General features: G+C 69.3%; 27 protein-coding genes and 1 riboswitch. Of the genes, 8 read left to right on the top strand and 19 right to left on the bottom strand.

Annotation, left to right across the window (positions count from 1 at the left end; all coding sequences use genetic code 11):
* Nucleotides 1-7: 7 nt before the first annotated feature.
* The 6 genes from AB0B29_RS29850 to AB0B29_RS29825 all read right to left on the bottom strand — a co-directional run bounded on the left by AB0B29_RS29850 (nt 8) and on the right by AB0B29_RS29825 (nt 5,774).
* On the bottom strand, nt 8-1,441 hold the full coding sequence (locus AB0B29_RS29850; RefSeq protein WP_362244560.1) for a glycoside hydrolase family 43 protein: 1,434 nt from the start codon (nt 1,439-1,441) through the stop codon (nt 8-10).
* A 492-nt stretch (nt 1,442-1,933) separates the two neighbouring features.
* Nucleotides 1,934-3,013 carry a UbiA family prenyltransferase gene (locus tag AB0B29_RS29845; protein ID WP_362244559.1) on the bottom strand — a complete coding sequence of 360 codons (1,080 nt, stop codon included), beginning with the start codon at nt 3,011-3,013 and terminating at the stop codon, nt 1,934-1,936.
* Nucleotides 3,010-3,660 (bottom strand): hypothetical protein, encoded by a 651-nt coding sequence (locus tag AB0B29_RS29840; protein ID WP_362244558.1) that lies wholly within the window; start codon nt 3,658-3,660, stop codon nt 3,010-3,012. The genes AB0B29_RS29845 and AB0B29_RS29840 overlap by 4 nt, the downstream gene beginning before the upstream one ends.
* Nucleotides 3,644-4,591 carry a hypothetical protein gene (locus tag AB0B29_RS29835; RefSeq protein WP_362244557.1) on the bottom strand — a complete coding sequence of 316 codons (948 nt, stop codon included), beginning with the start codon at nt 4,589-4,591 and terminating at the stop codon, nt 3,644-3,646. Before AB0B29_RS29835 ends, AB0B29_RS29840 begins: the two co-directional genes overlap by 17 nt.
* Nucleotides 4,591-5,526 (bottom strand): UbiA family prenyltransferase, encoded by a 936-nt coding sequence (locus AB0B29_RS29830; protein ID WP_362244615.1) that lies wholly within the window; start codon nt 5,524-5,526, stop codon nt 4,591-4,593. The genes AB0B29_RS29835 and AB0B29_RS29830 overlap by 1 nt, the downstream gene beginning before the upstream one ends.
* Before the next feature lie 89 nt (nt 5,527-5,615).
* Nucleotides 5,616-5,774, bottom strand: a complete 159-nt coding sequence (locus AB0B29_RS29825) for a hypothetical protein (RefSeq protein ID WP_362244556.1) — start codon at nt 5,772-5,774, stop codon at nt 5,616-5,618.
* A gap of 210 nt (nt 5,775-5,984) precedes the next feature.
* On the opposite strand from AB0B29_RS29825, the gene AB0B29_RS29820 reads away from it, so the two are divergent.
* A complete protein-coding gene (locus tag AB0B29_RS29820) occupies nt 5,985-6,599 on the top strand; it encodes a methyltransferase domain-containing protein (RefSeq protein ID WP_362244555.1) in 615 nt (204 codons plus the stop codon).
* Here the strand turns inward: AB0B29_RS29820 and AB0B29_RS29815 are convergent.
* The 3 genes from AB0B29_RS29815 to AB0B29_RS29805 all read right to left on the bottom strand — a co-directional run bounded on the left by AB0B29_RS29815 (nt 6,596) and on the right by AB0B29_RS29805 (nt 8,349).
* Complete coding sequence (locus tag AB0B29_RS29815; protein WP_362244554.1) at nt 6,596-7,243, bottom strand: DUF3159 domain-containing protein; 648 nt, start codon at nt 7,241-7,243, stop codon at nt 6,596-6,598. The genes AB0B29_RS29820 and AB0B29_RS29815 overlap by 4 nt on opposite strands.
* Before the next feature lie 70 nt (nt 7,244-7,313).
* Nucleotides 7,314-7,604 (bottom strand): hypothetical protein, encoded by a 291-nt coding sequence (locus AB0B29_RS29810; RefSeq protein WP_362244553.1) that lies wholly within the window; start codon nt 7,602-7,604, stop codon nt 7,314-7,316.
* Nucleotides 7,605-7,851: 247 nt separating this feature from the next.
* Complete coding sequence (locus AB0B29_RS29805; RefSeq protein WP_031107460.1) at nt 7,852-8,349, bottom strand: peptidylprolyl isomerase; 498 nt, start codon at nt 8,347-8,349, stop codon at nt 7,852-7,854.
* 463 nt (nt 8,350-8,812) lie between these two features.
* On the opposite strand from AB0B29_RS29805, the gene AB0B29_RS29800 reads away from it, so the two are divergent.
* Both AB0B29_RS29800 and AB0B29_RS29795 read left to right on the top strand, forming a co-directional pair.
* The gene (locus AB0B29_RS29800; protein WP_362244552.1) at nt 8,813-9,778 is read left to right on the top strand and encodes an RNA polymerase subunit sigma-70; all 966 of its coding nucleotides are present in this window, start codon (nt 8,813-8,815) and stop codon (nt 9,776-9,778) included.
* Nucleotides 9,779-9,906: 128 nt separating this feature from the next.
* A complete protein-coding gene (locus tag AB0B29_RS29795; protein ID WP_362244551.1) occupies nt 9,907-10,293 on the top strand; it encodes a gas vesicle structural protein GvpA in 387 nt (128 codons plus the stop codon).
* 143 nt (nt 10,294-10,436) lie between these two features.
* Here AB0B29_RS29795 and AB0B29_RS29790 read toward each other — a convergent pair whose 3' ends face one another.
* Nucleotides 10,437-11,000, bottom strand: coding sequence for a cysteine hydrolase family protein (locus tag AB0B29_RS29790; protein WP_362244550.1), 564 nt, complete (start codon nt 10,998-11,000; stop codon nt 10,437-10,439).
* 172 nt (nt 11,001-11,172) lie between these two features.
* Complete coding sequence (locus AB0B29_RS29785) at nt 11,173-11,610, bottom strand: MarR family winged helix-turn-helix transcriptional regulator (protein WP_362244614.1); 438 nt, start codon at nt 11,608-11,610, stop codon at nt 11,173-11,175.
* A gap of 138 nt (nt 11,611-11,748) precedes the next feature.
* Between AB0B29_RS29785 and AB0B29_RS29780 the strand changes: the two genes are divergently transcribed.
* Nucleotides 11,749-12,630, top strand: a complete 882-nt coding sequence (locus tag AB0B29_RS29780) for an NmrA/HSCARG family protein (protein ID WP_362244549.1) — start codon at nt 11,749-11,751, stop codon at nt 12,628-12,630.
* Between the two features lie 211 nt (nt 12,631-12,841).
* Here AB0B29_RS29780 and AB0B29_RS29775 read toward each other — a convergent pair whose 3' ends face one another.
* The gene (locus AB0B29_RS29775; protein ID WP_362244613.1) at nt 12,842-14,035 is read right to left on the bottom strand and encodes an MFS transporter; all 1,194 of its coding nucleotides are present in this window, start codon (nt 14,033-14,035) and stop codon (nt 12,842-12,844) included.
* 388 nt (nt 14,036-14,423) lie between these two features.
* Nucleotides 14,424-14,912, bottom strand: coding sequence for a DUF6174 domain-containing protein (locus AB0B29_RS29770; protein WP_362244548.1), 489 nt, complete (start codon nt 14,910-14,912; stop codon nt 14,424-14,426).
* A 265-nt stretch (nt 14,913-15,177) separates the two neighbouring features.
* A riboswitch (cobalamin riboswitch) is annotated at nt 15,178-15,326 on the top strand.
* Nucleotides 15,327-15,363: 37 nt separating this feature from the next.
* Between AB0B29_RS29770 and AB0B29_RS29765 the strand changes: the two genes are divergently transcribed.
* Complete coding sequence (locus AB0B29_RS29765) at nt 15,364-15,585, top strand: CbtB domain-containing protein (RefSeq protein ID WP_362244547.1); 222 nt, start codon at nt 15,364-15,366, stop codon at nt 15,583-15,585.
* A gap of 19 nt (nt 15,586-15,604) precedes the next feature.
* On the top strand, nt 15,605-16,363 hold the full coding sequence (locus AB0B29_RS29760; RefSeq protein WP_362244546.1) for a CbtA family protein: 759 nt from the start codon (nt 15,605-15,607) through the stop codon (nt 16,361-16,363).
* Between the two features lie 181 nt (nt 16,364-16,544).
* Here the strand turns inward: AB0B29_RS29760 and AB0B29_RS29755 are convergent, their stop codons facing one another.
* Nucleotides 16,545-17,285, bottom strand: a complete 741-nt coding sequence (locus AB0B29_RS29755) for an alpha/beta hydrolase (RefSeq protein WP_362244545.1) — start codon at nt 17,283-17,285, stop codon at nt 16,545-16,547.
* Nucleotides 17,286-17,659: 374 nt separating this feature from the next.
* Here AB0B29_RS29755 and AB0B29_RS29750 point away from each other — a divergent pair, with 374 nt between their 5' ends.
* Entirely contained in the window at nt 17,660-18,025 is a 366-nt protein-coding gene (locus tag AB0B29_RS29750) for a MerR family transcriptional regulator (RefSeq protein ID WP_362244544.1), read from the top strand.
* 47 nt (nt 18,026-18,072) lie between these two features.
* Nucleotides 18,073-19,089, top strand: coding sequence for an NADPH:quinone oxidoreductase family protein (locus AB0B29_RS29745; RefSeq protein WP_362244543.1), 1,017 nt, complete (start codon nt 18,073-18,075; stop codon nt 19,087-19,089).
* A gap of 36 nt (nt 19,090-19,125) precedes the next feature.
* Here AB0B29_RS29745 and AB0B29_RS29740 read toward each other — a convergent pair whose 3' ends face one another.
* The 5 genes from AB0B29_RS29740 to AB0B29_RS29720 form a co-directional block, all read right to left on the bottom strand.
* The gene (locus AB0B29_RS29740; protein WP_362244542.1) at nt 19,126-21,681 is read right to left on the bottom strand and encodes a CBM35 domain-containing protein; all 2,556 of its coding nucleotides are present in this window, start codon (nt 21,679-21,681) and stop codon (nt 19,126-19,128) included.
* A 126-nt stretch (nt 21,682-21,807) separates the two neighbouring features.
* Nucleotides 21,808-22,662, bottom strand: coding sequence for a carbohydrate ABC transporter permease (locus AB0B29_RS29735; RefSeq protein ID WP_362244541.1), 855 nt, complete (start codon nt 22,660-22,662; stop codon nt 21,808-21,810).
* Nucleotides 22,659-23,615 (bottom strand): carbohydrate ABC transporter permease, encoded by a 957-nt coding sequence (locus AB0B29_RS29730; protein WP_362244540.1) that lies wholly within the window; start codon nt 23,613-23,615, stop codon nt 22,659-22,661. The genes AB0B29_RS29735 and AB0B29_RS29730 overlap by 4 nt, the downstream gene beginning before the upstream one ends.
* A gap of 77 nt (nt 23,616-23,692) precedes the next feature.
* The gene (locus AB0B29_RS29725; protein ID WP_362244539.1) at nt 23,693-25,003 is read right to left on the bottom strand and encodes an ABC transporter substrate-binding protein; all 1,311 of its coding nucleotides are present in this window, start codon (nt 25,001-25,003) and stop codon (nt 23,693-23,695) included.
* 105 nt (nt 25,004-25,108) lie between these two features.
* Nucleotides 25,109-26,179 carry a LacI family DNA-binding transcriptional regulator gene (locus AB0B29_RS29720; RefSeq protein ID WP_436845903.1) on the bottom strand — a complete coding sequence of 357 codons (1,071 nt, stop codon included), beginning with the start codon at nt 26,177-26,179 and terminating at the stop codon, nt 25,109-25,111.
* Nucleotides 26,180-26,321: the final 142 nt, after the last annotated feature.

Raw genomic sequence — 26,321 nt, 5'->3', positions numbered from 1 at the left:
GGCCGGGTCAGTTCGTCACGCGGAAGGTGGCGTCGCTGCGGGCCGTCGTGGTGGTGATCGGGTCGAGGCGGAGTTCGTAGGCGTAGTGGCGGATGTATCGGTCGGGGAAGTTGTACGACTGGAACGAGGACCAGGACGTGTCGGCGAGGCCGGCGACCTGGCGGAAGGTGGCGTCTGCCGCGAACTGGCCGGTGCCGTCGTTGTAGGCCAGTTGGAAGTCGAAGCCGGAGTGCCGCAGGAAGTATCCGGGGAAGTTCACCGACTCGAAGGAGACGGTGCCGGTGCCCGCGAGGCCGGGCCTCAGCCGGAACCTGGAGTCGTCGGCGGGGCTGACGTCGGGGTCGATGCGCACGTCCATGTTGGTGTGGCGCACGTACCGGTCTGGGAAGTTGTAGGACTGGATGCGGCTGGCCGTGGTGTTGGCCCAGCGTGCCTGCACGCGGCTGTCCTCGGCGGCCGTCAGGTTCAGGATGGAACCGTGTCGCTTCTTCGTTCCGCCCATGTTGTAGCTTCCCGTGGCCTGCTTCCGGTAGGTGGCTGGGCTGGACGGGTCGGTCGTCAGCACCGGCATGTAACCGCCGCTGGAGGCGTACTGGTCGAGGTAGAGGGCCCACTTGTCGCTGCCGTTGAACTTCATCCACATCGGGCCTTCGACCTGTGAGCCGGTCAGGCCGATGCCGGAGAGGTTGCCGAGGTGGGTCCAGGTCCCGAGGATCGAGTTGCTGCCTTCGAGCGTGATCTGGCCGTCGCCGGAGGCTCGCACGTAGCGGTAGTCGCCGATGCCTGTCGGCATTTCGATGATCTGGGTGTCGATGATCTCCTGGCTGCCCGGGCGCTCGATGTAGATCTGCGGGGTGGTGATGGAGCGGAAGTCGCTGGTGTGCGCGTAGTAGATGCGGTGCTTCGTCGCGCCGTTGAGGGGCTTGTTCGTCGCCCAGTACAGGATGTAGTCGTTGCTGGCGGGGTCCCAGATGGCCTCCGGTGCCCATGCGTTGCGGCCGTCGGGGATCGCGCCGGCGACGTTGAGCAGCCACGGCTGTGACCAGGTGACCAGGTCCGTCGATTCCCACACCACAAGATTGCGGCTGCCGTCGTTGATGGACTGGTCCCACGTCTGGCCGCAGCCGATGCACAGATCGGTGGCGATGATCCAGTACTTGTCTCCGCCTGGGGCGCGGACCAGGGAGGGGTCGCGCACCCCCTTCGTGCCGACCGTGGAGCGCAGGGCCATGCCTGCGCCGTTGAGGTCAGTCCAGTTGAGGCCGTCCGTGCTGTGCGAGAAGTAGATCTGCTGACCGGTCGCTCCCTCCCCGATGAAGTGCGTCATCAGGTAGCCCGGATCGGCCGCGGCCGCCGGTTGCGGTGTGGCCAGGGCCTGGCCGGCGAAGAGGAGGCAGGCGGCGAGCAATATCGCCGACAGCCGGGCGCGAAGCGCAGACATCTGCATCTCCTGTCGTTCTGCGAGTACCGCAACGGTGACGGCGGCACGGGGCACACGATGCCGGTGCGTGGTGTGCGGCTCGTGGGGTGAGGTCACGGTGGTCGCCCGGGTGGGGCGGTCGGGATTCGGGGCAGGCTTGGACGGTCGTTCCATCCGGCGGTGGACGAGGTGCGGCGAGGCGGTCTGTGGTGTTCCGGCTCTTGAGAGTGCTTCAAACCTTGCGGTGCTTCAGCGTCTTGTCGTGTGACTCCCGTTGTCGCTGTGTCAGAGAGGCTTCGGCGTAACGGAGATGTTCGGTTGATCGAACGATGTTCGCGCAATCGGCCAGACGCTAGATGTGGGAAGCGGAGGCGTCAATACCTCCGACAAGGCTTGGAGTGTTCCTCGCGGCCGCACGGGCGGTGGCGGCAGGGGCCGTGGCCCACCCGCACAGGCTCGGCCGGGGGCTGACGCGAGGTATTGACACCCGCACGGTCAGCTCCTACCTTCGCTTCACTCGAACCGGTTCGAGGACTTGTGCGCAGACGGCAGGCGCCGTGCGGTGCGGGCCAGGAGCCGTCGGCCGAGGGCGGTCGCGAGCGTGGCTCCCGTCACGACTCCCATGCTCAGGACGACGTGCGCGGGGCGGGGTGCCAGGGCCGCCGTCGCGCCCAGCACCGCCACAAATGGGCCGGCGAGGAACAGCGCGCTGCGGCCGCCGGCCGAGACGCGCCGTCCGGCGGTGTGACGTGCCAGGGGCGCAGTGCCCGCGAGGAGAGCCGTGAGGGCGGTGAGGAGGAGCGGAAGCGGGGCCGACGCGACAAGGAGTGCCGTCAGGCACAGCGCTCCCGTCGCCGCGTAGCCGACTGCCATCGTCCACCGGAACGCGGGGGACGTGCCGATGCCGTGCGGTCCGGGCCGCAGGCCCAGCACGATCGCCGTGGTGCGGAGCCCGGCGGACACGTCCGTCTCCAGGTCCTTGACATCTCCTCCCGCCACGTCGAACGCGGTGACCACCAGGGCCAGAGCGGTCGCCGCCGCCAGATGTCCGACCGTGGGCGATGGGGTGAACGCGAGCAGCGGCGCGGCCACGCTGACGCCCCAGAGCAGGTCGGACACCGGTGTGGGGACACGGGAGCGCTTCTGCCGCAAGTTGCCCCAGACGGTGAGGGCCAGGGAGACCCACAGCAGGGAAGGGTGCTCGCTGGGCAAGGTGAGCAGCGCGAGCGTGAACAGCGTGCCCAGGAGCAGCGACAGGACGACAGCGTGCCGGACCGGTACGCGTCCCGAGGTCAGGGGTCGGTTGGCTCGCCGTGGGTCCAGGGCGTCCAGTTCCCTGTCGGCGATGTCGTTGCTGGCGCAGCTCAGGCCGTGCAGGGCCAGACCGGCTGCGAACCAGGCGTACGCCGTCGCCGGTGAGCCGGTGGGTGACACGGCAAAGCCCAGCAGGAAGGGTGCCGACAGCAGGGGCAGGCACTCCAGCCGCATCAGACCCGTGTAGTCCCAGAGGTGTCCGGCGATCCCCGAGCCGTCACGGCTGGAGACGGCTGCGGCCGGTACGGCAGCGCCGTGCGCGGTCCTGGCGTTCCTCACGGTGTCTCTCGCCCGCCTGGCGGCGCCTCGCTCAGTGCGTCCAGAGCGTGCTGAAGCATCTCCCGGCTTCGCTCGGTTCCGGCCGCGGACAGCGCGGCGGCGGGGATCGGCTCGCCCCGGGCGACCCGGATGGTACTGAACGGACGGGGCACCGACTGGCCCTGGAACTTCCAGGCCCGGTCCGCGCGGACGCGCAAGGGGGCGACCGCCCTGCCGGTGTCCTTCGCCAGCGCTGCAAGGGAAGTCCTCACCCTGCCGTCCCGGCGGCCTCCGTCCGTGAAGATCCCGACAGGTCCCGTGCGCTCGCGGAGGAAATCCCGGACCTGCTCGTAGGGGCTGCGGTGTCCTCCACGGCCGATGCGGAAGACGTCCACTCCTGCGGCCAGAGCGGGCAGTGCTGCCGCGTAGCCGCCGACCGTGTTGTCGTTGACCCAGGCGAAATGACGGAATCCGCGAGCGGCGAAGACCCCGGGGACGAGGTCCCCGTGCGGCATGTAGTAGAGCACCGGGTCCGGGGGCATCACCGTGCACGGCACCCGCACGGTGGGGCGGAAGAGACCGATGCAGAGGGTGTAGTAGACACCGTAGGTGTGTCCGGTCAACCGGGTGCGGACCGCGGGCTTCACGCGGTCACCCCAGACGAGCATGGGCGCCTGATCCCTTCTCTGCTCGGTCGAGCTGCCGCGCGGCGCGCTCGGCCCATGTGTCGGTCAGTCCGAGGACGACTCCGGCGTCGGTCCGCGACAGCGCGGCGCGCGCCCGCTCCAGGCAGCGCAGTGCGAGTCGCAGCACCACGGCCGCTCCGCCGCTCAGATACAGCGCGTCGAGGAGGTCGTCCGCGGTGTGTGCGGCTAAGGGTGTGGGCGAGGGCTCGGCACTGTCCGGGGCGCTGGCGCTCAACGCGCTGATACCCAAGGAGACGGGGAAGGTGACGTTGCGGTGCTCCCAGTCCTCCCTCAGATCTTGCAGGTCGTCGAGCAGCTGGAGTCCGGAACACAGGTCCGTGACCGCCTGGGGCAGCTCCGCGAGGTGCCTTGACCGTCCGCAGCGCGCCGCCACGACAACCAGCGCCAGAATCCCGGGGGCAGCCTTCTCTCCCAGACGGAACACGTCTTCGGGGCTGTAGTCGTCTCCCGGCCGCTCGTTGTGCGCGATGTCCCGCAAGAGCGCCTCAGCGTAGGCGGCCGCACCGGCGGCATGGGACACCAGGAAGCGCTCGGTTCCGGCCCCGAGCCGTGCCCCGCGCGTCAGGTACAGGGAGAGCGCGGCGTCCATGAGCACCGCCTGCCTGGGGGAAAGCCGTCCGTGGTCGACGAGCTGGTCGTGCAGGACGTAGTACAGATGCCCGAGGCCGAAGACGGTGGCGACCTCCTCCAGCCACCCTCCGTCCTCCTCCCCCCAATGCATGGCCTGGGCGAGTGGCATGTAGAAGAAGCCGGAATCGAGGCCGAACACCTTGCGAGGGAGTTCCCGGACCGTGGGGTCGAGCGCGGGTACGGCGCAGGTGATCTCGCGGTGAATGCGAGCGACGACGGATTCCCAGGGCACGGCGGAGCGCGCCTCGTTCAGGGACGGCATCAGGCGATCTTCTCCTGCTCACGGGTAGGGAGGGCCACCAGGCCGCGGGTCAGCACGAGCCACACGGCGGTGAGGACAGCGACGACGACCGACGCGAGGGGTGCCCAGAGCAAACACGCCACCATCAACGAGAGGAAGTTCAAGCCGAGATAACGCTCCCTGCCGTTCGGGTCCACGGCTCGTGCCTGCCGCACCAGCGTCCACAGCGAATGGCCGGCCATGCCCTGGAGAACGAGCAGTACGGCCGTGGCCACCGCGCGGTGCCCGGCCGGAGACGGCGCGGCCAGGACCAGCGCGAGAAGGGAGGCCAGCGAACCGAGCAGCAGAACACAGAGCAGCAGCAGATAGGAGTGCGTCGGTATCAGCCGGCCTGAGTCGGTCAGCCGCACCCCCGCCCGGAGCGCCGTCGTGTCGTCTCCCACCGCCCGGTCGTGTTCGAGGTCCTTGAGATTTCCGGCGACGACATTGAGCAGGACCATGTGGATACCGAAGGCCACGGCCACCCACCAGGCGGGCGTGAGGTCACGCGGAGCCGTCACGGCACAGCACAGGACAGCCGGTGCGCCCATGTTCACGCCGAACAGGAGGTCCATCACCAAGGGATGGGCGACCCTGCGCTTCTGATGGGTGTTGGAAAAAGTGACAGTCGCGAAAAGGACGGTCATGCCTATGGCGAACAACCACCCCGATTCTCCGGCGACCGCGGCGAAGATCGTCAGTACGACGGCCAGAATCAACTGAACTCCGAGCGCCATACGCGCCCCGGCAATACTGACAGCACCACTGACCAGAACACTTCTGCGTCGCGCCGGGTTCCGTCGGTCGGACTCCAGATCGGCGAGGTCGTTGACCGTGCATCCATACGTATGACCGAGCACCCCGAGGGCCGAGACCGCGATCACCAAAGCTGGGGAGACGTCTCCCCCCGCGGCCACCAAGGGGCCGAGGGGGTAGACGAACGCCGCGGCGCTCGCGGCATGAACCCTGGTCAGCCGGCTGTACCGCCGGAGACCGGAATCCTTTCTCACCAAGTGACGCCTTCATCGGCGCGCGGTTCGAGAAGCCGCCGGCGTTCTCGTGTGCTGTCCGCCGTCTCCGCGGTACGCCAGTCCTGATTGATCGAACCGACGAGCTCTTCGAACAATTGGCGATCTTCGATGGTGGTCGAACTGTCCTGCTGCACACCCGCCCCCTTGATCAGAAATGCAAAGTTCCAACAGTGTGACCGTGCGCAGGGTGAACTGTCCATACTTACTGAGTAGTTCGATTATCTGAGATCGGAAAGTACATGATGATGCGGGAAGCTCACCGGAAAGATCTCGATCGCTCACGGCAAACGATCAGGACCGGACGGGGGACCCTAGAATTTTATGCATGTGCGTTCGGTTCCGAAGTGGTGGACAGCGCCGGTCCCATTCTCGACATCGGCGCCGGCGACTCACCCTTCGGGCGTGAGCGGCTGGATGTCGTGCGGGTCGACCCCGCGTACGCGGACGACCCCCCGGCGGGTTCGGGGGCGGTCGCCGCGCTCGGGCAGGCGCTGCCGTTCGGTGACCGCACGTTCTCCGTCGTCCTGGGGTGCTTCGTCGCCCAGCATGTTCGGGACGTCGACGAACTGCTGACCGAGTTGCTCCGGGTGGTACGGCCGGAGGGCTTGCTCGCGCTGCACCCGGTCTGGCGGCCGGCCGCCGGGCGCCGCGCGGTGGGGGAACTGGACGGGCACGCCCGCTTGTTGCCGTCCGCCAACATCCGGGCCTCCGGGTACTGCGATCTGCGCCCGCCCCCGCGAGGGACGCAGCGGAGGATGCTGCCTTCCTTGGTCCTGCGCCGGCCACCGCACGGGCGGCCGGGGGAACTCTGCCGGATCGCCGAGACGATTGCCCGCAGCCGCGCACTCGTCCCCCCTGCCGTCATCGCCGTACCGGCGCGCTGGGGCATGCGTGCCCTGGTCCGCGCGAGGGGTACGACACGGCTCACCCTGCCCGGCGCCCGGGACTCACTTCCCTAGTTCCCGGCAGCCTTCGGCGAAAAGGTCTCCGTCTTACGCTGCTGGGCAGCGCCGTGAGCCAGGACGGCGAGTGTCACTGCGGCGCAGGCGATCTGCAACGGCGCGCGCAGCACGAAGCGCGCCACGAGCAGGACGTCGGTATCGCCGCGCAGGTACAGGACGGTCATCACGACGGCTTCCGTGGCGAACCGTGCCGCCCACAGCAAGGTGAGCAGTGCGTGTACCCGCTTCGAACCCGGAACTCGGAACCGCCATCGTCCGGCGACGGCGCGCAGCACCACACCGATCAGGGGCCGCCGCAGCGCCACGCTCGCGGACAGCACCACCGCGTACAGCGCGTCGATCAGAATGCCCGGCAGGAAGTAGTCCTGCGCCCGGCCCGTGAGCGCCGCGAGAGCCACGGAAAGGGCCAGCAATCCCAGGGCTACCAGCATCTTCCGCGCATGCCCCAGGCGAGAGGCGATCAGTGTGGCGGCACAACCGACTGCCAGGGCGACGCACGCCGCCACGGTCAGGGACGCCGACGCGAAGCGCCAGAGGCCATACCAGACGAGGGTCGGCGTGCCGACCAGCGCCACCAGGCAGGCGTCGCTCGCCATCACCGAGCGCCGCGACTGCGCCGGCTCGGTCAAATCCGGGGACATCACGGCAGAGTTGCCCTTCTTCCATCCACTGATGCTTCCATCCGCAGTCGTACGGCCTCGAAGGGGTTGGCTACCCGAAGAGTGCCATGCCGAGGAACAGCACGCCCACGATGCCGCCCGCGACGGCGGCCGCCTGCGTCCCCGACGTCATGAACATCGCCAGGACGAGCCAGAGGACGAGGAACGTCACCGACGCGACCACCAGGGGGAATCCGAGATCGCTGGGCTTGGCCCGAGCGAGAGCCGACAGATTCTCGGCGACTTTTGCGACGATCGCGAAGAGGATGATGCCCCCAAGGATCACGCTGACGACGGCCGTGGCCACCGTCTGACTGCCGTCCGCGAGCCGCACGTACTCCACCGGTACGGCCCCCCTTTTCGCTGCCGGTCAGCTTCTTGACGTGCCGGCCAGTGTGCAGGGACCGATCGCCAACTGTCCCGACGTCCAAGGCTTGTTGCCCGTTTCGTGACCGAAGGGACGCCGCTTCCCGGCAGGCCGGTGCTGACGGGGACGGTGCTCGGCAAGCCGTAGGCATGAGGGACGAGGGTGCGTGCGCCCTCTCGTGCGGGGTTCGGCCTGTCCGGACCCCGCACGGGGCGACGTATCGTCAGAGAGTGCCGGAGTCGGCGATGGTGATCGTGGCCGAGGTGCGGCCGGACCGCGAACCGTAGCTCTCGATCTTGCGCACGAGCTCCATGCTGCTCTCGTCGGCGACCTCGCCGAAGACGACGTGCTTGCCGTCGAGCCACGACGTCACGATCGTGGTGATGAAGAACTGCGAGCCGTTGGTGTTCGGGCCGGCGTTGGCCATGGAGAGCTGGCCCGGCTTGGTGTGCTTGAGCGTGAAGTTCTCGTCGGCGAACTTCTCGCCGTAGATGCTCTTGCCGCCCGTGCCGTCGCCGCGGGTGAAGTCACCGCCCTGGAGCATGAACTCCGGGATGACGCGGTGGAAGGACGAGCCCTTGTAGCCGAAGCCCTTCTCGCCGGTCGCGAGCGCGCGGAAGTTCTCCACGGTCTTCGGGGCGACGTCGTCGAAGAGGTTCATGTTGATCCGGCCGGCAGGAACGCCGTCGATGGTGATGTCGAAGAAAACCTTGATAGTCATGCTTCCATCCTGTCATCTGCCACCCGCAGGAACCGCACGAGCATCTCGCAAGCGGCCCCGCATCGCTGGTACCGCCGGGCGCTCCCCCCCACGCCGTGCCCGACCTCGCGGTACCCCGGTACAGGATCAGACCCCGGTGTGGACTGCGCGGCGCGCCGGGCGGTGGCGCTGAGCGCCGTACCTCCGCACGGGGCAGACCCAAAAGCGCGCGGCGCTGCGGGCGTCGCTGGATCGCTGCCGTCGGGTCTGTCCGGTGCCGGACGACCCTCCGACATGGATCGGGGTCCGGCTGCGGGCGGTGGACCTGCGGGTGCAGGCCGGTCTCCGAATGAGCATGCGCACGGCAGCGCCGACCGACCCTGGTGATGAGTTTTCGCGCCCGCACCCGTCACACCTACGACGGGACACGACGAGGCGGAGGGATGACGTGATGAGTGCGGACACGCGGCTAGAGGATCTGGGCGTGAGCGGTCCTGGCGAGGTCGACGAGCAGGTGTTCTCGGGGCTGGCGGAGCGGCACCGGCGGGAGCTGCACGTGCACTGCTACCGGATGCTCGGGTCGTTCGAGGACGCCGAGGACACCGTCCAGGAGACGTTCCTGCGTGCCTGGCGGCGGCGGGAGACCTTCGAGAGGCGCTCGACCTTCCGGGCCTGGCTGTACCGGATCGCCACCAACGCCTGCCTGGACCTGCTCGCCAAGGTCCGCCCGGAGCCTGCCACCGGCGGCGAGGTGCTGTGGCTGCAGCCCTACCCGGACCGGTTGCTCGACGAACTGCCCGCGGGCGACGCGGACGAGCCGGAGGCGGTCGCCGTCGCGCGGGAGACGATCGAGCTGGCCTACCTCGTGGCGGTCCAGCACCTCGCGCCACGCCCGCGGGCCGTGCTGATCCTGCGGGACGTGCTCGGCTGGCCTGCGAAGGACGTCGCGGAATGCCTGGGCGACTCCGTCAACTCCGTGAACAGCGCATTGCAGCGGGCCCGCGCCGGCATGCGGGAGCATCTGCCCGCCGAGCGGCAGGACTGGTACGGCGGCGATCAGGACGCCGGGACGCGCGAACTGGTACGGCGCTACACCGACGCCAGCGTGGCCACGGACATCGACCGGCTCACCACACTGCTGCGCGAGGACGTCCGTTGTTCGATGCCGCCCACGCCGGGCCTGTCCATCGGCCGCGACACGGTGGTGAACGACTGGATCACCAGCGGCTTCGAGGGCATGAAGGGCCTGCGCGCCGTTCCCACCTCCGTGAACCGGCAGCCCGCCCTCGCCTTCTATCTCTGGAACAAGCAGCAGAGCGCGTACCTGCCGCTGACGATCGACGTCCTGCGCGTCACCGGTGGGCTGATCACGGAGATCATCACGTTCCACAGCGACCGGTTCGGGCGGCTCGGCCTGCCGGAGCGCCTGTCGGCGGAGGGCACTAAGTAGACAACATTTTTCGTACGTGCGTTTGGTATGGCGAATAGGGGTCATCCGCATGCCAAGCCTGTCTCCCGACGGGGCAGCGCCGACAGCGACATACGGGGACACGACGCGGGCGACGAGGAGTGAACGCGATGACCGTCGCGACACAGCACGGTGGCGGGGGCGGTTCCAGCGGCCTCTACGACGTTCTTGAGCTCATTCTCGACCGCGGGCTGGTGATTGACGCGTTTGTGCGTGTCTCCCTCGTCGGAATCGAGATCCTCAAGATCGACATACGGATCGTGGTGGCCAGCGTGGACACCTACCTGCGCTTCGCGGAGGCGTGCAACCGTCTCGATCTCGAGGCGGGGCCGCGCAAGCCGGCAGGGCTCACGGAACTCGCGGGGAAGGTCACCGAGTCCGGTGCCCGCGGCAAGACCAAGGGCGTGCTGTCCGGCGCTGCGGAGACCATCGCCGACGCCTTCCAGCAGACCCGAGACGCAGGCCGGGATCGTCAGTCTGGACGCGGCCGCCAGTAGGCGGTGCAGGGAGCGGCGGCCATGCCGGGGCGCCGCGGCGGGGCGCCCCCGCTGGGTTCGGGGAGTGCCGAGGCGCCTCCGGTCCGCAGGCAGTGGAGAGACGTACGCACAACGGTCTTCACCTTCGACGCTGGCGACTCCTGCTACCGCGTTGCGATGGCTTTGAGCCAGTCCTCGACAGTGAAGACATCTGCCCACTGCGGGAACAGCCTTTCCGTGAGCATCGTGTGCACCTCGGGGTCGGTGTCGAGGCAGGCGTCGGTCAGGACGGTGAGGCCGAAGTCCAGGTCGATGGCGTGCCACAAGGTGGACAGCACCACAGCACTGGTGGCGATGCCGGTGAGGACAAGGCTGTCGATGTCCCGCGTCCTGAGGACCAAGTCGAGGTCGCTGCCCGAGAACGCGCTTCCCCGCCTCTTGGTGATCACGACGTCGTCCTCCTGAGGCGCGACGTCGTGATGGATCTCGGTGCCAGGGGCACCCTCGGCGAACAGACCGGCCCGTACCACGTTGGTGATCACCTTGTTGCGAGGGCCGACCTCATAGTCACCCGGCCGTAACGCCATCTTGACGTAGATCACGGTGATGCCGGCAGCCCGGGCGCCGTCGATCGCTCTGCGCAAGCGCGGCAGATATCCGGACCCGTCGTCGGCGATGGCCACGACGTCCCGTTGGACGTCCATCACCAGAAGCGCGCTGTTGCCCATGCTCGCCGACCTCTTCTCCGTTGGGGAACAAGCAGAAGTCTGGCGGATGAGCCGAAACGCCGTGAAGGGTTCGTGAGATCCTCTTCAGGCCCCGCTCAACGTGCCTATCGACCTGCTGGTCGTGATCCGTACGGCAGTGCAGGGTGCTTGATCGGTTGCCTGCGGCCGCTGCTCAGTCCGGCTTGGGCCGGGAACGCAGGTGCTGCATCTGCGCGTGGCTGAGGTCGTGCGCCTGTCGCATGTGACGGGTGATCACCTCGAGCTCGTCCTCGGTGTGTTCGTCGAGCAGCGCCTGCCAGGCCACGCCGAGGTCGTCCCAGACCGCGGCGACGCGGGCCACGCGGTCGGGCACCGGCGCGACCAGGACGCGGCGGCGGTCCTGCTGATCGGGGGTGCGGGCCACGTAGCCGCCGCGCTCGAGCCGGTCCACCAGCCGTGTGGCAGAGCCCGTGGTCAGACCCGTCATGTCGGCGATCTGCTTCACGGTGAGCGGCCCGGGTTCGGCCGTCAGCAGGCTCAGACACTGCACGTCGGTCGCATGCAGTCCGAGGTGGTCGGCGAGAGCCTGGTTGAACAGCACGTACGCCGCCAGGTAGCGGCGGGACTCCATCGACAACTCCTCGTACAACCGGGCCCGACGCGACTTCGTCACCTGGATCGTCCTCCTATTGCTGCGCGACGCAGCTGTCTATAGTCTGCTGCGTGACGCAGTTAATGTGCCACGCAGTCAGTCTATCCAGGGGGATCCATGCTCACCATCGCCGTCACCGGGGCCACCGGAGCCCAGGGCGGGGCCACCGCCCGCGCTCTGCTTGCTGCCGGCCACCGGGTACGCGCGCTCACCCGCCGGCCCGACTCGCCCGCCGCCGTCACCCTGCGCGGCCTCGGAGCAGAAGTGCACCGTGCCGACTTCGACGACCGCGCGTCCCTCGACGACGCCCTCGCCGGGGCGGACTCGCTCTTCGCCGTCACCACACCCTTCGAAGCAGACACCGTGGTCGAAGCCCGGCAGGGCAAGGCCATCGTCGACGCCGCGGCGGCCGCCCGCATCGGGCACGTCGTACTCACCTCCGCCGCCCACGCCGACCGGGACACCGGCGTGCCGCACTACGAGAGCAAGTACCTGGTCGAGCAGCACCTCCGCGCTTCCGGCCTGCCCTGGACGGTGATCGCCCCGGCGGCGTTCATGGACAACTACGCCGGCGGCTGGACCCTCGACGGCCTGCGTGACGGCACTTTCGCCTGGCCCATGCCCACCGACCGGCCGCTCACGCTCATCCCCGCCGACGACATCGGCGCATTCGCGGCGCTGGCCCTCCAGCGCCGCGACGAGTTCGCCGGACGGCGTATCGACATCGCCTCCGACGAGTGCACACCGGGCCAGATCGCAAAGACCCTCGCCACGGCCACCGGCCGCCCGGTGACCCATCAAGAAGTGCCCCTGACCTACGTACGGACCTGGTCCGCGGACCTGGCCGCCATGTTCGAGTACTTCACCACCTCGGGCCTGGACGTCGATGTCGCCGGGCTGCGCCGCGACTACCCCGAGGTCGGCTGGCACACCTTCGCCGAGTGGGCCGACGCCCAGGACTGGACCACGCTTCTGGCATCTGCGCCGGCACATCGGTGACCCTCCAGGAGGTACCCCGGCACAGCCCCGCCGCGGTCGCAACCTTCCGCGGCCGACCACCCAGGAGGCGGGGGCACCGGCACGCAGCAGTTCCCTGGCGGGCCAGGGGGCATCCGACGCGTGCGGAACCGGCGTACCCGCAGGGGACAGGACGACCCCCTGGCCGACCATGCCTGCTCGATCCAACCTCAGGGACGTGCAGTCGAATCCGTCACGTATCCGGTCCGTCGTGCTGAGCGGCTCGGCGGGCGGCGACGACCATGACGACCCAAGAGGTCAGTGCGATACCAGCGCCGACGTAGAGCGGTGAGGAATAGCCGAAGCCCGCCGTGATGGCGAGCCCTCCGAGCCAGGCGCCGAGCGCGTTGCCGACGTTGGACGCGGACACGTTGGCGCTGGCCGCCAGTGCCGCCCCGTGGGCGAAGTCGGTGACGCGAGTGATCATGCCGGGCACACTGGCGAACCCGGTGACCCCCAGCGCGAACACCATGACCACCGATGCGACGGGGCTTTCGGCCAGCAGACCGAACAAGGTCAGGGTGACGGTGAGCGCGAGCAGGGCCAGCACCAGAGCTCGGTCCCGGTCACGGTCGGCCGCACGCCCGCCGACCAGGTTCCCGACGACCAGGCCGACGCCGTACACCATGAGCAGCCAGGAGACATCGGCTGGGGCGAAGCCGCTGACCTCGGTGAACGTGTAGGCGATGTAGCTGAATGCGCCGAACATCCCGCCGTAGCTGAGTGCGGTCGCCGACAGGGTCAGCCAGACCTGCCAGGACCGGAACGCACGGACCTGAACCGCCAGCCCGAGGGGCCGCACCGGGCTGGACTCATCTCCTCGCTGCGCCTGGGGCCGTCCCGCCCACGCGGGAACCAAGAGGGCGATACCCACCAGCGCCAGCGCACCGACCGCGGTCACCGCCCAGAAGGCCGCACGCCAGCCCCACCGCTCGCCGACCAGTGCGCCGAACGGGACACCGAGTACGTTCGCGACCGTCAGCCCGGCGAACATGACCGCCACGGCCCGGGACTTCATCTCCGGGGCGACCAGAGTGCGCGCGACCAAGGACCCGATCCCGAAGAACGAGCCGTGGCACAGCGCCGCGACGATCCGCCCGAGCAGCATCACCTGATAGTTCGGCGCGATCGCGGACAGCAGGTTGCCGATGACGAACAGCGCCACCAGGCCGACCAGGACCTGCTTGCGGGGCAGCCGTACCGTCGCAGCGGTCAGCGTGACGGCCCCCACCGCAACACTCAGCGCGTACCCGGAGATCAGCCAGCCGGCGGCCGCCTCGGACACCGCGAAGCTCGACGCCACCTGTGGCAGCAGCCCGGCGATCAGGAACTCGGTCAGACCGATACCGAAACCGCCGAGTGCCAGCGCGACGAGTCCGCTCGGCATCCGCCCCCGCTCGGTACCGGGCCTCTGTGACGCCAGCACGGAGTTGTCGTCGCTCATGCGCGTGTGATGACCTTTCGAGGGGGTGAGGGCGGATCGCGGCCGCGGTCAGCTCGGGCTGCACGGCCCGGGTGCGCTCATGGTTCCACGCGCGCTCCCGGGAGTGGAGGCCGTGAACGGACATAGATCACCCGAGCGTCAGGCCGGCACCGACCTTCTCCGGAATCGGCTCACCGAGCTCGTCGAGCACCACCCGGTGCAGCTTGGCCCTCCCGAGATCCGTTCCCCGGTCCGGGTGGCTCGGCTTCCTAGAGCTCCGACCAGGTGTGAGGCTCCGTGCAGGCGTGCTCCCCCTAGAACGGGGGCAAGAGGGGCCTCGTCTCGTGACCGGCTAGCGGTGGGCGGGCTCGTAGGCGCTGATGACGTACAGGGCTTCGTCGTCGACCGCGTTCTTCTCCCAGTCCAGGGTGATGCGTGCAGGGTGTCCGTCGGCGGCGTACTCCGCTTCAGCCGTGTCCGCGTTCTCGCGCCTGGCCTGGGCGAGTTCGTCCAGCAACACGGCGATGGTGGGCACCGCGGCGGGTGACTGCTTCACCACCCGCCGGCTGCTGTCGTCGAGCCCGGCTGCTTTCACCACCTTGTGGTCGCGGACGGTCACGTGGAAGGTGCCGATCAGAGCCCGCTCTCCTTCACTCGACGTCAGGGTGTAGGTGTACGAGGAGGGCTCCTTCCAGGCGGTCCCGCTCGGGGCCGGCGCAGACTCCGTTCCCGCTGTGCCTGAAGCAGCCTTCTCGCCGCAGGAGGTCGTCGCCCACGCAAGACCTGCGATCAGCAGGAGGGACGGAAGCGCGGCACGAGCTGCGCGACGCACGGCAGTCATAGGGGAGCCTTTCGTGAGTGGTCGTGACTGTGACGTGCCTGACCGGCTGAACGTTCGCCACCGGCTGGACGGCGGTACTGACCGTGGGGCGGAGGGAGGCCGCCTGCGGTGTGCCGGCCTCGACCTGCGCGCCTCTTTCGCGCGCTGTTCGCCATCGCCGACCGGAAGGGGGGGCATGGCGGCCTTCGTCGACGAACGACCTTCCCCATTGCGCCCGGGGTAAGCGTTCGGTGAGAACAGGCCCTCGCCCCTCGGCTCGGCATTGGTCATGTACCGGCCGAGGGCTACCGTCGCTCTGGTATCGACGACGGCAGAACGGAAGCCGGTGGGAATCCGGCACGGTCGCGCCACTGTGTGCCGGCCCCTGGGAACGGGGGCGGCGAGTCAGACCCGTAGCCGTCGTCACGTGCACCACCGAGATGGGACGCGAACTCCCAGAGGAGGCCCTGCCATGGCGCAGCATGTCGCCCCGCCGACCGCCACCACCCCCGCCCTCCCCGTCAAGCTGCCGATCGGCGCGATCGTCCCCTGGGCGGTCTTCTTCGGCATCCTGATGCTGGTCCTGCTGTACTTCGTCGGCGCCGAGCAGGGCGCCACCTCCGTCGTCTCCGGCGAGGACGTCCACGAGTGGGTGCACGACGCCCGCCACCTGCTCGGCTTCCCCTGCCACTGATCCGGGGGAACCAGCGCCCATGAACTCCGCAACGGTGAGAAACCTCCTCGTGCGGGGCATGCTCGCCGGCCTCGCCGCCGGCGCGCTCGCCCTGGTCGTCGCCTACTTCCTCGGGGAGCCGAACGTCGACAAGGCGATCGGCTTCGAGGAAGCCCACGCACCTGCCCACGAGCACGAGGTCGAACTCGTCTCTCGCGGCCTCCAGTCCACCGCCGGCCTGGCGACCGGTGTGCTGATCTACGGGGTCGCCTTCGGCGGCATCGCCGCCCTCGCCTACTGCTTCGCCCTCGGCCGCGTGGGCCACTTCACCCCGCGGGCCACCGCGCTGCTGCTGTCCGGTTGCGCGCTGCTCGCCGTCTATGTGGTCCCGTTCCTGAAGTACCCGGCCAACCCGCCCGCCGTCGGCGACCCCGGCACCATCGGCAAGCGGACCACCCTGTACTTCCTGATGATGGCGCTCAGCGTGCTCCTCGCGGTGGCCGCGGCCCTCCTGGGCAAGCGGCTCGCCCCAAGGCTGGGCACCTGGTACGCCACGGTCGTCGCGGTGACCGCGTTCGCCGTCGTGACCGGGCTGGCGTACGCGTTCCTGCCCGTCGTCAACGAGGTGCCGAGCGACTTCCCGGCCACCGTGCTGTGGCGGTTCCGGCTGTCCGCGCTCGCCCTGCAGGTCACCCTGTGGGCCGGCTTCGGACTCCTCTTCGGTGAACTGGCCGAACGGCTGCTGAACCCCAAGTCCACCGCCGCGGTTCCGGCCTCGGCGGTGGCTTCCCCCAGCTGACCGAGCTGCGACCACGTCCAGGGGCCCGCGCAACCGGGATCGGGCTGTGGGCAGGACGGGCCCCTGCCAGGGTCTGGCAGGGGCCCGTGACGTGGAGAGCCGAGGCGGGCCGGGAGCTGCTCCGGATGCAGGCATCCCGGCCGACGCGGTTACCGTCTGCTCGTGGCCTGACGGCCCGGCGTCACCTCAGGTGTCGGGCGAAGAACTGTGCGGCGGCGTCCCCCGCGAACGGAGGGACGCCGGTGTGGCCGCCCATGTTGGCGTGCAGTGTCTTCTCCTTCGAGCCGAAGGCGTCGAACAGGTCCAGGGCCGCCTGCCGGTCGTTGCCTTCGTCGTCCCACTGCAACAGGACGTGCAGGGGAATGGTGACCTGGCGGGCCTCTTCGAACATGGCCCGAGGCACGAAACTCCCGGCGAACAGCACGGCGGCCGAGATGCGCGGCTCGACCACTGCCAGTCGGGTCCCGATGGAGATCACTCCCCCCGAGTACCCGACGGGGCCGCTGATCTCGGGCAGCGACAGGAGGGCGTCCAGAGCGGCCTGCCATTCCGGGACCGCCTGGTCGACCAGGGGGAGGATGCAGGCGTCGATGATCTTGTTGCTCACCGGCTCGCCCGCTTCCACGGCCCGGCGCAGGTCTGCGAGGGCCCGCTCCGCGGCAGGCCGGCGAGGCCGGTCGCCCCGTCCGGGGAGCTCGATGCCGGCCGTGGCGAAGCCACCCGCCGCAGAGTGCCGCGCTCGGGCCACCAGTCGGGGGTACGACGTGCGCAGCCCGAGAGGCGGAGGGCTGAGCAGGATCAGAGGCACCGGTGCGGATGCGGATGCCGATCCGGGCGTCCACAGGATGCCGGGAATCTCGCCGAGGGTGAATTCGCGCTCGAGGACAGCGTCGTCGAGACGCTGCTCAGAAGTGAATTGCATCGTCGTGCCTTTCGGGAGTGCCATGGAACGGCGCTCCTGGACGACGACCTATCGCCCGACCGTGACCCCGGAGGGGAGCACCCATGTCGATTCTGCGTTCACGGGTACCACCTCCTCGCTCTGTCGCACGGCCTGAGGAAAGGTAGCAGTGGCCGCATGAACTCCACCAACGGTTTTCTCATCCGCGACGGAACGGCACCTGCCCGGCGCAGTGCCCCTGGCCTGCCGGCCTGCCCCTCAGTTGATCCGCGTGACGGCGTCAGACCTGCACCGGCCCGATCGATGACGAGGCCCACTGCCCCCGGGTGTGCGGCTACCTCGTTGTGGCACTCGGTGCTGGAAGACAGCGGCGTGCCCGGGCGTTGGCTTCGGACATGAAGATCAGCGAGGCTTCCCGGATCACTGGCGTGAGTGCACGGTCGTTACGGCACTACGAGGACGAGGGCCTGATCGTCCCTGGCCGCTTCAGCAACGGGTTCCGCGACTACTGCCAGTCCACGATCGACCGGGTGCTCGTCATCCGCTCGCTGCTGGAATCGGGGCTCCCGGTGCGGTTGATCAGGGAAGCCCTGCCGAGCCTCACCGACGGAACCGATGCCGGCACCGAAGCGGTGTGCGCGGAGTTCCTCCACGAGGTACAGCGCTATCGCGATCGGCTCGCCGCACGCGTCGCCGCTCTCAGCGATCAGCAGGCGGCCCTCGACACCTACCTCCGGGAGGCCCGCCGCAGCGGCCGATGAGCGCCGCTTGACCTTGACGTAAGTGTCAGGCTCCTACGTTCTCATGCATGGAGACCGACGAGCCGCAGCAGGCCACCGAACAGACGATACGAGCACTCATCCAGCACTCGCACCAGGGGCCGAAGGACCTCACCCTCGCCACCGATCACCGTCGTCCCACCCCGGGGCCCGGCGAGTACCTGATCCGCGTCGGCGCCGCCGGGATCAACTTCGCCGACGTCATGCAGACCCGCGGAACGTACGGCGGAGGGCCGCACGCGCCTTACGTGGCGGGCTTCGAAGCCGCCGGCGAGATCGTGGGGGCCGGTCCGGACGTCGAGAGTCCGCTTCGGCTCGGCACCCATGTCGTGGGAACCGGTCCGGGTGCCTTCGCGCAGTACATGACGATGTCCGCCGCGGGCGTACTTCCCGTGCCGTCCGGCTGGAGCGACGCCGAAGCTCTCGGCCTCGTGTTGAACTGGGCCACCGCATTGGCGGCGCTGAAGCCGTTGGGAGAGATCAAGAAGGGGGAGGTGGTGCTCGTCCATGCCGCGGCCGGCGGCGTGGGGCAGGCAGCCGTCCGCCTGGCGCGCCACTACGGAGCGCGTGTGACGGCCACGGCGTCCCCCGACAAGCACGCCATCGTCGAAGCGCTCGGCGCCGATGAGGTCCTGGACAGCAGGCGGCCCGACCTGGCCGCGGAGATCACCCGTCGGACAGGCGGCGTCGACCTGGTCCTGGAATCGGTGGGCCGCGCCACGTTCGAGACCAGTCTGTCGGTCACCAAGCCCTTCACCGGACGCGTCATCGTGTTCGGCGCCGCGTCCGGCGATGCCACCCTGACCACGCACGACCTGGTCTTCACCCACCCGGTCCAGGTCAAGGGCCTGCACATCGGTGCGCTGGCGACCGCCGCCCCGTCCCTCTACCGGACGCTGCTCGGCGAGATCGACGCCCTCATCGCCCGCGGCGTGTACCCGCCCGGCACCCCGGAACTTCACCCCCTGGCCGAGGGGCCGGAGGTGCTGAAGAACCTGGAAGCCGGCCGGACCCGTGGCAAGCACGCCCTTGATCCCTGGCGCTAGAACCGGCGGTGCGCCGCCCGACCGCGACCCTTCTCGTCAGCCGTTCAGGGGCGCGACGGTCACCTTGTCGATGTCCGGCGCGTACGCCGTCGGGTTGCCGAAGGTGATGGTGTTGGCGCCGGCCTCGAGGGTGACGGGGACCGGAAGGTCCCAGAAGTCGGACCAGCTGTAGGAGTTGCGGAACATCACCCTCCGGGAGGTGTCGTTGACGGTGATGTCCGCTGCCCGGGAGACGACATTGGTGTTGTAGTTCCCGGACCCGGCGACCTCGGCGTTGGCATAGCGCACGTTCATCACATATCGCCCGGCCGAGGGGGCGTTCACCGTGAAGGTGAGCGTGTTGCCGGCGCCCCGGCCGACGTGTCCGACGTACGTGCCGCCGGAGGCCCAGGAGTTGCGCGAGACCGACGCGGTGCCCCTGGGGGTGGCGTCCTCGGCCTCGTAGGCGGTGACCCCCGAGGTGCTGACCGCGCCGGTGACGCGCAGGTCGCGCAGGGAGAGGCTGCCGTTGCCCGGGACGGCGGCGGTGATGCGGTTGTTGCCCTGCGACAGGTACAGCCGCAGGGACTTGTCGGTGACCCGGCCCCGAGTGGAGGGGAGCGCGGCGGCGGTGGCGCCGTCCAGGCTCAAGGTGCCCCGGCCGGTGGCGGCGTAGTCGGCGTGCACGGTGTAGTAGCCGTCGGCCGGCGCGTGTAGGTCGAAGGCGGCCTTGTCGCCGCGGCCCAGCACCAGGGCGCCGGCGCCGCTGCGCCCGGAGGCGCTGTAGTCGTACGACGGGGACCCGCTGATGTCGGCGTAGGCCGCGGGGTAGACGGAGTCCGGGGTCCTGGACGCGGTGAGGTCGATCTTGTCGAGGGTGACCTCGTTGGTGCCCTTGCCCAGGGTCAGGGTGTGCGTGCCGGCCGTCAGGGACACGGGTGTGCTCGCCGTGGCGCGGTAGGTCCAGTTCAAGGTCGAGCCGTAGGTGAGGGTCTTCGGCGCGCCGCCGTCGACCGTGAGGGTCTGGGTGGCGGGCCCGCCGGACTGGTTGCCGTAGAAGACGTCCAGGTCGTAGGTGCCGGTCTTCGGGACGTCGACGGTGAAGGCGACCTTGCTGTCCGGCTGGTTCAGGCTGCCGACGTCCTTGGTGCCGGAGGTGGCGAAGCCGTAGGGATTGCTCAGCGAACCCTGGGAGTAGACCGTGCCGCCGGTGATCGCGGCGTTCTCCGCCTCGTACGACGCGGACCAGGGCAGGCTCGCCGCGGTGGGGGAGCCGCTGCCGGCCGGGTTGACGGTGACGCGGTACGCCGACATGGCGTCCAGGTTCGTCAACGGCACGGTGACACTGCCGTTCGCGGCGACCTTGCTGGTGGTGCGGGACACCACGCTCGGCGCGGCGCCGCCCTCGTAGCCGCTCCAGCCGATGCGCTCGACGGTGACGTCGACCTTCTTGCCGAAGCGCTCGGGAACGTGGCGGAGCACCGTCTCGACGTCGCCGGAGGTGCCGCCGAGCAGTACCTGGGCCTGTGTGCGGCCGGTGTCCAGTGAGGCGATGCCCTGGACCGTGTCGACCGTGTTCGGCTGCGGCGGGTCCAGCCGCACGGTCTTGCCGGTCAGGCCCGCGTACCAGCGCAGCAGCCACCAGGTGCCGTTGGGGATGTTGGTCTGCGCTGCGTTGTCGTTGAGGTTGCCCGCGACGTTCCAGTACGCCTGGTCGGCGTAGACCTTGTTGCGCTCGAACATCGAAAGCCACTGGACCATCTGGCCGGGCACGGACTGGTCACGCCGGTTGCCGTACTCGTTGATGCTGACCGGCCGCTCGGAGATGCCGGCCTTCTCCTCGACGGCCCGGTAGTCGGCGAGGTGGGACTCGAAGTCCCTCAGGGAGTCCGGGCCCAGCTCGTGCCATGTCGTGATGTCCGGGAGCACCTTGCCGGCCTCGGCCCACGGATAGAAGTCGCCCATGAGCCTGCCGTCGTAGTGGGTCTCGTTGGGCCCCGCTATCCGGGCGTCGGGGATGATCGAGCGGATCTTCCGGTAGACGGTGCGCCAGTCCTTGCGGAACCTGTTCAGGGCGCTCGCGTACTTGGCGCTGTCCGAACTGCCCAGGTCCGGATACCAGTTGCCGTCCGGTTCGTTGAAGGGCACCCACACGAAGTCGTCCCGGTCGGGGCGGGCGGCGACCTTGCGGACCATGGTGTCGACCTTGGCCAGGTAGTCGTCCAGGCCGAGGTTCTCGTACGGCCACTGGGCGTAGACGTCCTGCATGTAGATGTGGACCTCGCCGCCGCCGTTGCGGTCGTAGCCCTTTTTGATCGTGAGCGCATCCCCGTTGGGGTGCTGCGCACCGTCCGGCGCCTTCTGCACGACCGTGGTCATGTGCAGCGGGGCCACCAGCTCGTCGCCGGGGACACCGTCGTCGCTGAGTCCGTACAGCGTTCCGTTGGCGCCGTGCATCACGTCACCGGTGGTTCTGCCCAGGTCGACGGTGACCCGCGGGGTGGCCGCCTGGGCGGCCGGAAGGGTCATGGCGGTGCCGATCAGCGCGGCGGCGCAGGCGATGGCTCCCATGAGGCGCGCGGTCTTGCGTGAGGTGTGCTCGGTTCGGGGCATGTGCGTCCTCCGCCTCCCGCGTCGTTGCGGGAGGATGGTGAGTGGACCCGGGGGCCCGGACGGACCGGGCGGACCGGAGGGTGAGGGCCGGGACGCGGGGGAGCGCCCGGAAGTCGTGGGCGCGCGTTATTTGACGGCGCCGCTGGTGATGCCGGCGACGATCCGGCGCTGGGCGATGACGAAGACGGCCACCATCGGCAGGCTCATCATCACGACGTAGGCGAAGATGAGGTGCCAGTTGTTCAGGTACAGCTGGGCGCTCGCGACCTGGTAGAGGTTGAGCGGGAGCGTGGCCTTCGCCCCGCCGCCCAGCACGAAGAACGCGTAGAAGATGTCGCTCCACGCGAAGAGCATCACCATGATCGTCGCGGTGGCGATGACGGGGCGCAGGAGCGGCAGGATCACCTGGAAGAAGACCCGGGCCGGACCGGCGCCGTCCATGCGGGCGGCCTCCTCCAGTTCCTCGGGGAGGTTCCGGATGAAGCCGGTCATGAAGAAGATCGACGTCGACAGGTACATCCCCGTGTAGACCGCGATCATGCCCAGCTGGGTGCCGGCCAGGCCGAGTTGACGCAGTTCCATGACGATGGTGATGACGGCGGGCGGGAGCAGGAGGCCGCTGATGCTCAAGGCGTACAGCGTGCCGGACAGGCGCCCCGTGCGGCGGGCGAAGACCCAGGCGGCGCCGGCGCCCAGCAGCAGCACGAGGAGGACGGAAGGGACCACGACCAGCACGCTGTTGACGAAGCCCTGGACGACCTTGCCCTGGTCGAAGGTCTGCTGGTAGTTCTCCGCCGCCTGCACCCGGTGCGGCAGCGAGAGGTTGGGCTTGATCGCCTCCGCCTGGGGCTTCACGGAGGTCACCGCGACGAGCCAGAGCGGGATGCCGATGGTGACGGCCGCGATGAGCAGGACGGCCGTCGGCTGCAGCCGGCGCGCGGCGCTCCGGCGGGCGGGAGCGAACACGGTGGCGGTGGTCACTGGTTGATCTCCCTCCGGCGCAGGCCGACGATCACGGGCACGGCGAGGACGACGACCACGAGGAAGAGCACCAGGCTCATCGCGGACGCCTGGGCGTACAGTCCCTGGCCGAAGATGCGGAACATGTAGATGTTGAACACCTCGGTCTCGCTGCCGGGGCCACCCCCGGTGGTGGCCTGGACGATGTCGAAGGTGTTCATGGAGCCGATCAGGGCGGTCGTGACGTTGAACGTCACGGCGGGCGCCAGCAGCGGGAACCGGATCGACCAGAAGGTGCGCCAGGCCCCGGCCCCGTCGATCCGGGCGGCCTCCAGCACGTCACCGGGCATGCTCTTCAGGCCCGCGAGGTAGATCAGCATGGCCAGGCCCATCCACTTCCAGCCGTGGACGAGGGTCACCACGACCAGGGTCCAGGTCGTCGACCCCAGCCAGGGCGTGTCGACCTGGTGCCCCGCGAGGGCGGACAGCACGCCGTTGAGTGCCCCGTCCTGCGCGAGCAGGGCCCGGAAGATGTAGCCCACGGCCAGGGCGGAGATCAGTACGGGCAGGAAGAACACCGCCCGGAAGAAGCGGTTGAAGCGGGTGTCCCGCTCCAGCAGCCGGGCCAGGCCCAGACCGAACCCGTTCTGGAACACGGCCACCAGGACCGCGTACTCCAGGGTGATGCGGATGTCGCGGACCATCGAGCCGTCGTTGAGGATGGTCTCGAAGTTCGACAGGCCCACGAAGCCGATCTGCGGGTGGAACGCCGACCAGTCGGTGAACGGGTACACGAAGTTCAGCAGGTTGGGCAGCAGGAAGAACACGCCGAACACGGCGAGCGCGGGAAGCGCGAACCACCACGGCTGGTCGGCCTTCCTGCGGACGCGCTCGCGCCGGGCGCGGCGGGGCGATGCCCTCCGGTCCTTCGCGCGCGTGGCGTCGAGGGCGCCCCTGGTGGCGGTGTCCACCACTTTCTCACCTCCGAATGCGGGCCCCGGGCGCGCCGCCGACGGCGGCCCGGGGGCGGTTTGGCGACAGGGGGCGCCGGTCAGAAGCTGGAGACGCCGCGCGCCTTGAGCACCTGCTCGAACTGGTCCTGGGCGGCCTGGGCGACCTGCTGGGGCGACTTCTTGCCGTAGATCATGTCGGCGAGGGCGAGGTGCATGTCGGGCGCGGTCAGTGCCTTGACCTGGAAGACGCCGGTGGCGGCGGACAGCGCCTCGGCCTGGGCGATCGCGGTCTGCGGCAGACCTTTGGGGTTGGGCACCGACGGCTGCACCGAGACGAGCTTGTTCGCCTTGATGTAGTCCGGGTAGTCCTTGCCGAGCCAGAAGGACAGGAACTGCCGGGCGGCGTTCTGCCGCTTGGTGTCGCCGGTCTTGAAGGCGACGACGCCGTTGGTCTGGTCGGGCGAGTACTCGGCCTTCGCGGCGCTGTTGGCGATGGGGAACCAGCCGAGCTTGTCGTCCATCTCCTGGGTGCTGGAGGTGGCCTGTATCTGGGCCTGGAGCGAGGTGACGTTGAGGGCCATCGCGGCACCGCCGTCCATGATCGCCTTGCCCTGGTCGACGAACGTGGCCGTCTTGTAGTTCTTCTGCGCCAGACCGCCGTCGAGGACCTTCGTCTTGTACTTCGTGATGGCGTCGACGATGGTCTTGTCGGTCCAACTGGCCTTGTTCTCGTTCAGCTTGTCCCAGAACGTCTGCGGCAGATCCGTCATCTGCACCTGGACCTGCCACTGCAGGGGCCACTTGTCGCCGCCGACCTCGAAGAAGGGGGCCACACCCGTCTTCGACTTGATCTTCGAGGCGGTGGCGAGGAGGTCGTCGTAGCTCTTCGGCATCGTGGTGATGCCGGCCTTCTTGAAGACGTCCTTGTTGTAGTAGACGCCGAGGACCGCGGGGCTGGTGACGATGGCCGCGTAGCGGTGGCCGTCCACCTGGCCGAGGCCCTGCTCCGTCTTGCCGAGCTTCTTCACCCAGTCCTCGTTGTCGAGCTGGAGCAGGTTCTGCTGCGGCTGGATGAACGGCAGGGTGCTGCCCGTGGGCTGCCAGAACATCAGGTCCGGCTTGACGCCCGAGGCGAGCTTGGTCGGGACGTTCGACTCGTACGGGTCGGGGATGACCTCGGTGTTGATCTTGGCGCCGGTGGCCTTCTCGAACGCCTCGATGGCCTGCTTGGGCTGCCCGACGCTGTTCTGGGCCGTCCACATGGTGAGTTCGACACCCTTGAGGTCGGCCGTCGGGTCGACCGGTCCCTCGGCAGCGGCGCCGGTTCCGCCGGCGGTGCTGTCGCTGCAGGCGGTGGCGGTCAGGCCGAGCAGACAGGCGGTGACAAGGACGGAGGCGGCTCTTCTCATGGCGAGATCCTTGGTCGTGAGGAGCGGGAAGGCGGTGCGGTGCTGCGGAGAGAGGCGATGACTGCGAGGAGGCGGAGGAGAGGTGGTGCGGGGGTGCGGTCCGGCTCACCTGCGCCGCGGGCCCGCGCTCTCCCGGAGGACGAGGGTGGGTGCGGCCGGCGGTGCCACGGGGGCCTGCTGATCGGGGTCGAGCCGGGTGCGCAGCAGCCCGAAGGCGGCGCGGCCCAGCCCCTGGAAGTCCATGCGGACCGTCGTGAGGGACGGTGTGACGTAGGCGGAGTGCGGAGCGTCGTCGAATCCGACGACGCTGACGTCCTGCGGGACCCGTCGCCCGGCGTGGTGCAGGGCCCGCAGCACACCCAGCGCCAGGTCGTCGTTGCCGCAGAGGATCGCGGTGGCCTCCGGGTTCCGGGCGAGTTTCCTCCCGGCCTCGTATCCGGCCTGGGCGTCCCAGCCCTTGCCGGACGGCTCGGGAACGGCGACACCGGCCGATTCCAGGGCCTGACGCCGGCCTTCGGCGCGCGGCCCCACCGAGCGAGGGGATCCGGTCGAGGCGGGAATCGCCACGTAGTGGACGGTGTCGTGCCCCAGCGACAACAGGTGTTCGGTGGCGGCACGGGCCGCCTCGCGGTCGTCCGCCCACACGGCGGGGAGCCCGGGTGTGCTCCCCGGTGGCGGAGCCTCCACCACCGCCGCGCACGGCACGTGTGCCGGTACGCGGTCCAGGGCGGCCGCGCCCAGGCGGTCGAAGCCGATGACCACCAGGCCGCCACCGGCGTCGGCGGCCGATGCGATCGTGCGGTCCAGGTCGTCCTCGGGGGTCAGGACCCGCACGCCGAGCGTGTGGCCCGCGGCGCGGGTCGCCTCCTCCAGGCCCTGCAGGGTGGCTGCGTAACCGTAGAGCAGGGTGTTCGACGTGAGGACGGTGATCGACCGGGTCACGCCGCTGGCCAGCGCGAACGCGGTGGCGTTGCGCCTGAATCCCAGGGCGGAGATGGCCTCCTGCACCCGCTTGCGCGTCTCCTCCCGGACGTTCGGGTGGCCGTTGACGACCCTCGAAACGGTCTGGTAGGACACGCCCGCCGCCCGGGCGACATCGCGGATGCTCGCGGCCTTCCGCCGTCCCTGAGGGGGGTCGGCGGAGTCGCACGACCTTGTGTGACCGGTCACAAACATGCGAGGATTGTGAGCGGTCACAACGCGGGCGTCAAGAGACCGCGGGAGCGGATTCGGCTCCCGGGTACATCCGCCACCGGGGCCCGGCCCCGCCGCCGTTGGTGAATCCCCAGATCAGCCCCCACACAGACCGCCGCAGGAC

The sequence above is a fragment of the Streptomyces tibetensis genome (assembly GCF_040647715.1).
Classification (GTDB): domain Bacteria; phylum Actinomycetota; class Actinomycetes; order Streptomycetales; family Streptomycetaceae; genus Streptomyces; species Streptomyces tibetensis_A.
Note: the sequence above shows the minus strand (reverse complement) of the source record. Positions and strands in the feature narration are given on the sequence as shown.

Bases quoted from the DNA above. Each gene is read 5' to 3' on its own strand.
- AB0B29_RS29850 (WP_362244560.1), bottom strand. From the start codon at position 1,441: ATGTCTGCGCTTCGCGCCCGGCTGTCGGCGATATTGCTCGCCGCCTGC.
- AB0B29_RS29840 (WP_362244558.1), bottom strand. From the start codon at position 3,660: ATGCTCGTCTGGGGTGACCGCGTGAAGCCCGCGGTCCGCACCCGGTTG.
- AB0B29_RS29835 (WP_362244557.1), bottom strand. From the start codon at position 4,591: ATGCCGTCCCTGAACGAGGCGCGCTCCGCCGTGCCCTGGGAATCCGTC.
- AB0B29_RS29815 (WP_362244554.1), bottom strand. From the start codon at position 7,243: ATGTCCCCGGATTTGACCGAGCCGGCGCAGTCGCGGCGCTCGGTGATG.
- AB0B29_RS29805 (WP_031107460.1), bottom strand. From the start codon at position 8,349: ATGACTATCAAGGTTTTCTTCGACATCACCATCGACGGCGTTCCTGCC.
- AB0B29_RS29795 (WP_362244551.1), top strand. From the start codon at position 9,907: ATGACCGTCGCGACACAGCACGGTGGCGGGGGCGGTTCCAGCGGCCTC.
- AB0B29_RS29790 (WP_362244550.1), bottom strand. From the start codon at position 11,000: ATGGGCAACAGCGCGCTTCTGGTGATGGACGTCCAACGGGACGTCGTG.
- AB0B29_RS29785 (WP_362244614.1), bottom strand. From the start codon at position 11,610: ATGGAGTCCCGCCGCTACCTGGCGGCGTACGTGCTGTTCAACCAGGCT.
- AB0B29_RS29780 (WP_362244549.1), top strand. From the start codon at position 11,749: ATGCTCACCATCGCCGTCACCGGGGCCACCGGAGCCCAGGGCGGGGCC.
- AB0B29_RS29775 (WP_362244613.1), bottom strand. From the start codon at position 14,035: ATGCCGAGCGGACTCGTCGCGCTGGCACTCGGCGGTTTCGGTATCGGT.
- AB0B29_RS29770 (WP_362244548.1), bottom strand. From the start codon at position 14,912: ATGACTGCCGTGCGTCGCGCAGCTCGTGCCGCGCTTCCGTCCCTCCTG.
- AB0B29_RS29765 (WP_362244547.1), top strand. From the start codon at position 15,364: ATGGCGCAGCATGTCGCCCCGCCGACCGCCACCACCCCCGCCCTCCCC.
- AB0B29_RS29760 (WP_362244546.1), top strand. From the start codon at position 15,605: ATGAACTCCGCAACGGTGAGAAACCTCCTCGTGCGGGGCATGCTCGCC.
- AB0B29_RS29755 (WP_362244545.1), bottom strand. From the start codon at position 17,285: ATGCAATTCACTTCTGAGCAGCGTCTCGACGACGCTGTCCTCGAGCGC.
- AB0B29_RS29750 (WP_362244544.1), top strand. From the start codon at position 17,660: ATGAAGATCAGCGAGGCTTCCCGGATCACTGGCGTGAGTGCACGGTCG.
- AB0B29_RS29745 (WP_362244543.1), top strand. From the start codon at position 18,073: ATGGAGACCGACGAGCCGCAGCAGGCCACCGAACAGACGATACGAGCA.
- AB0B29_RS29740 (WP_362244542.1), bottom strand. From the start codon at position 21,681: ATGCCCCGAACCGAGCACACCTCACGCAAGACCGCGCGCCTCATGGGA.
- AB0B29_RS29725 (WP_362244539.1), bottom strand. From the start codon at position 25,003: ATGAGAAGAGCCGCCTCCGTCCTTGTCACCGCCTGTCTGCTCGGCCTG.
- AB0B29_RS29720 (WP_436845903.1), bottom strand. From the start codon at position 26,179: ATGTTTGTGACCGGTCACACAAGGTCGTGCGACTCCGCCGACCCCCCT.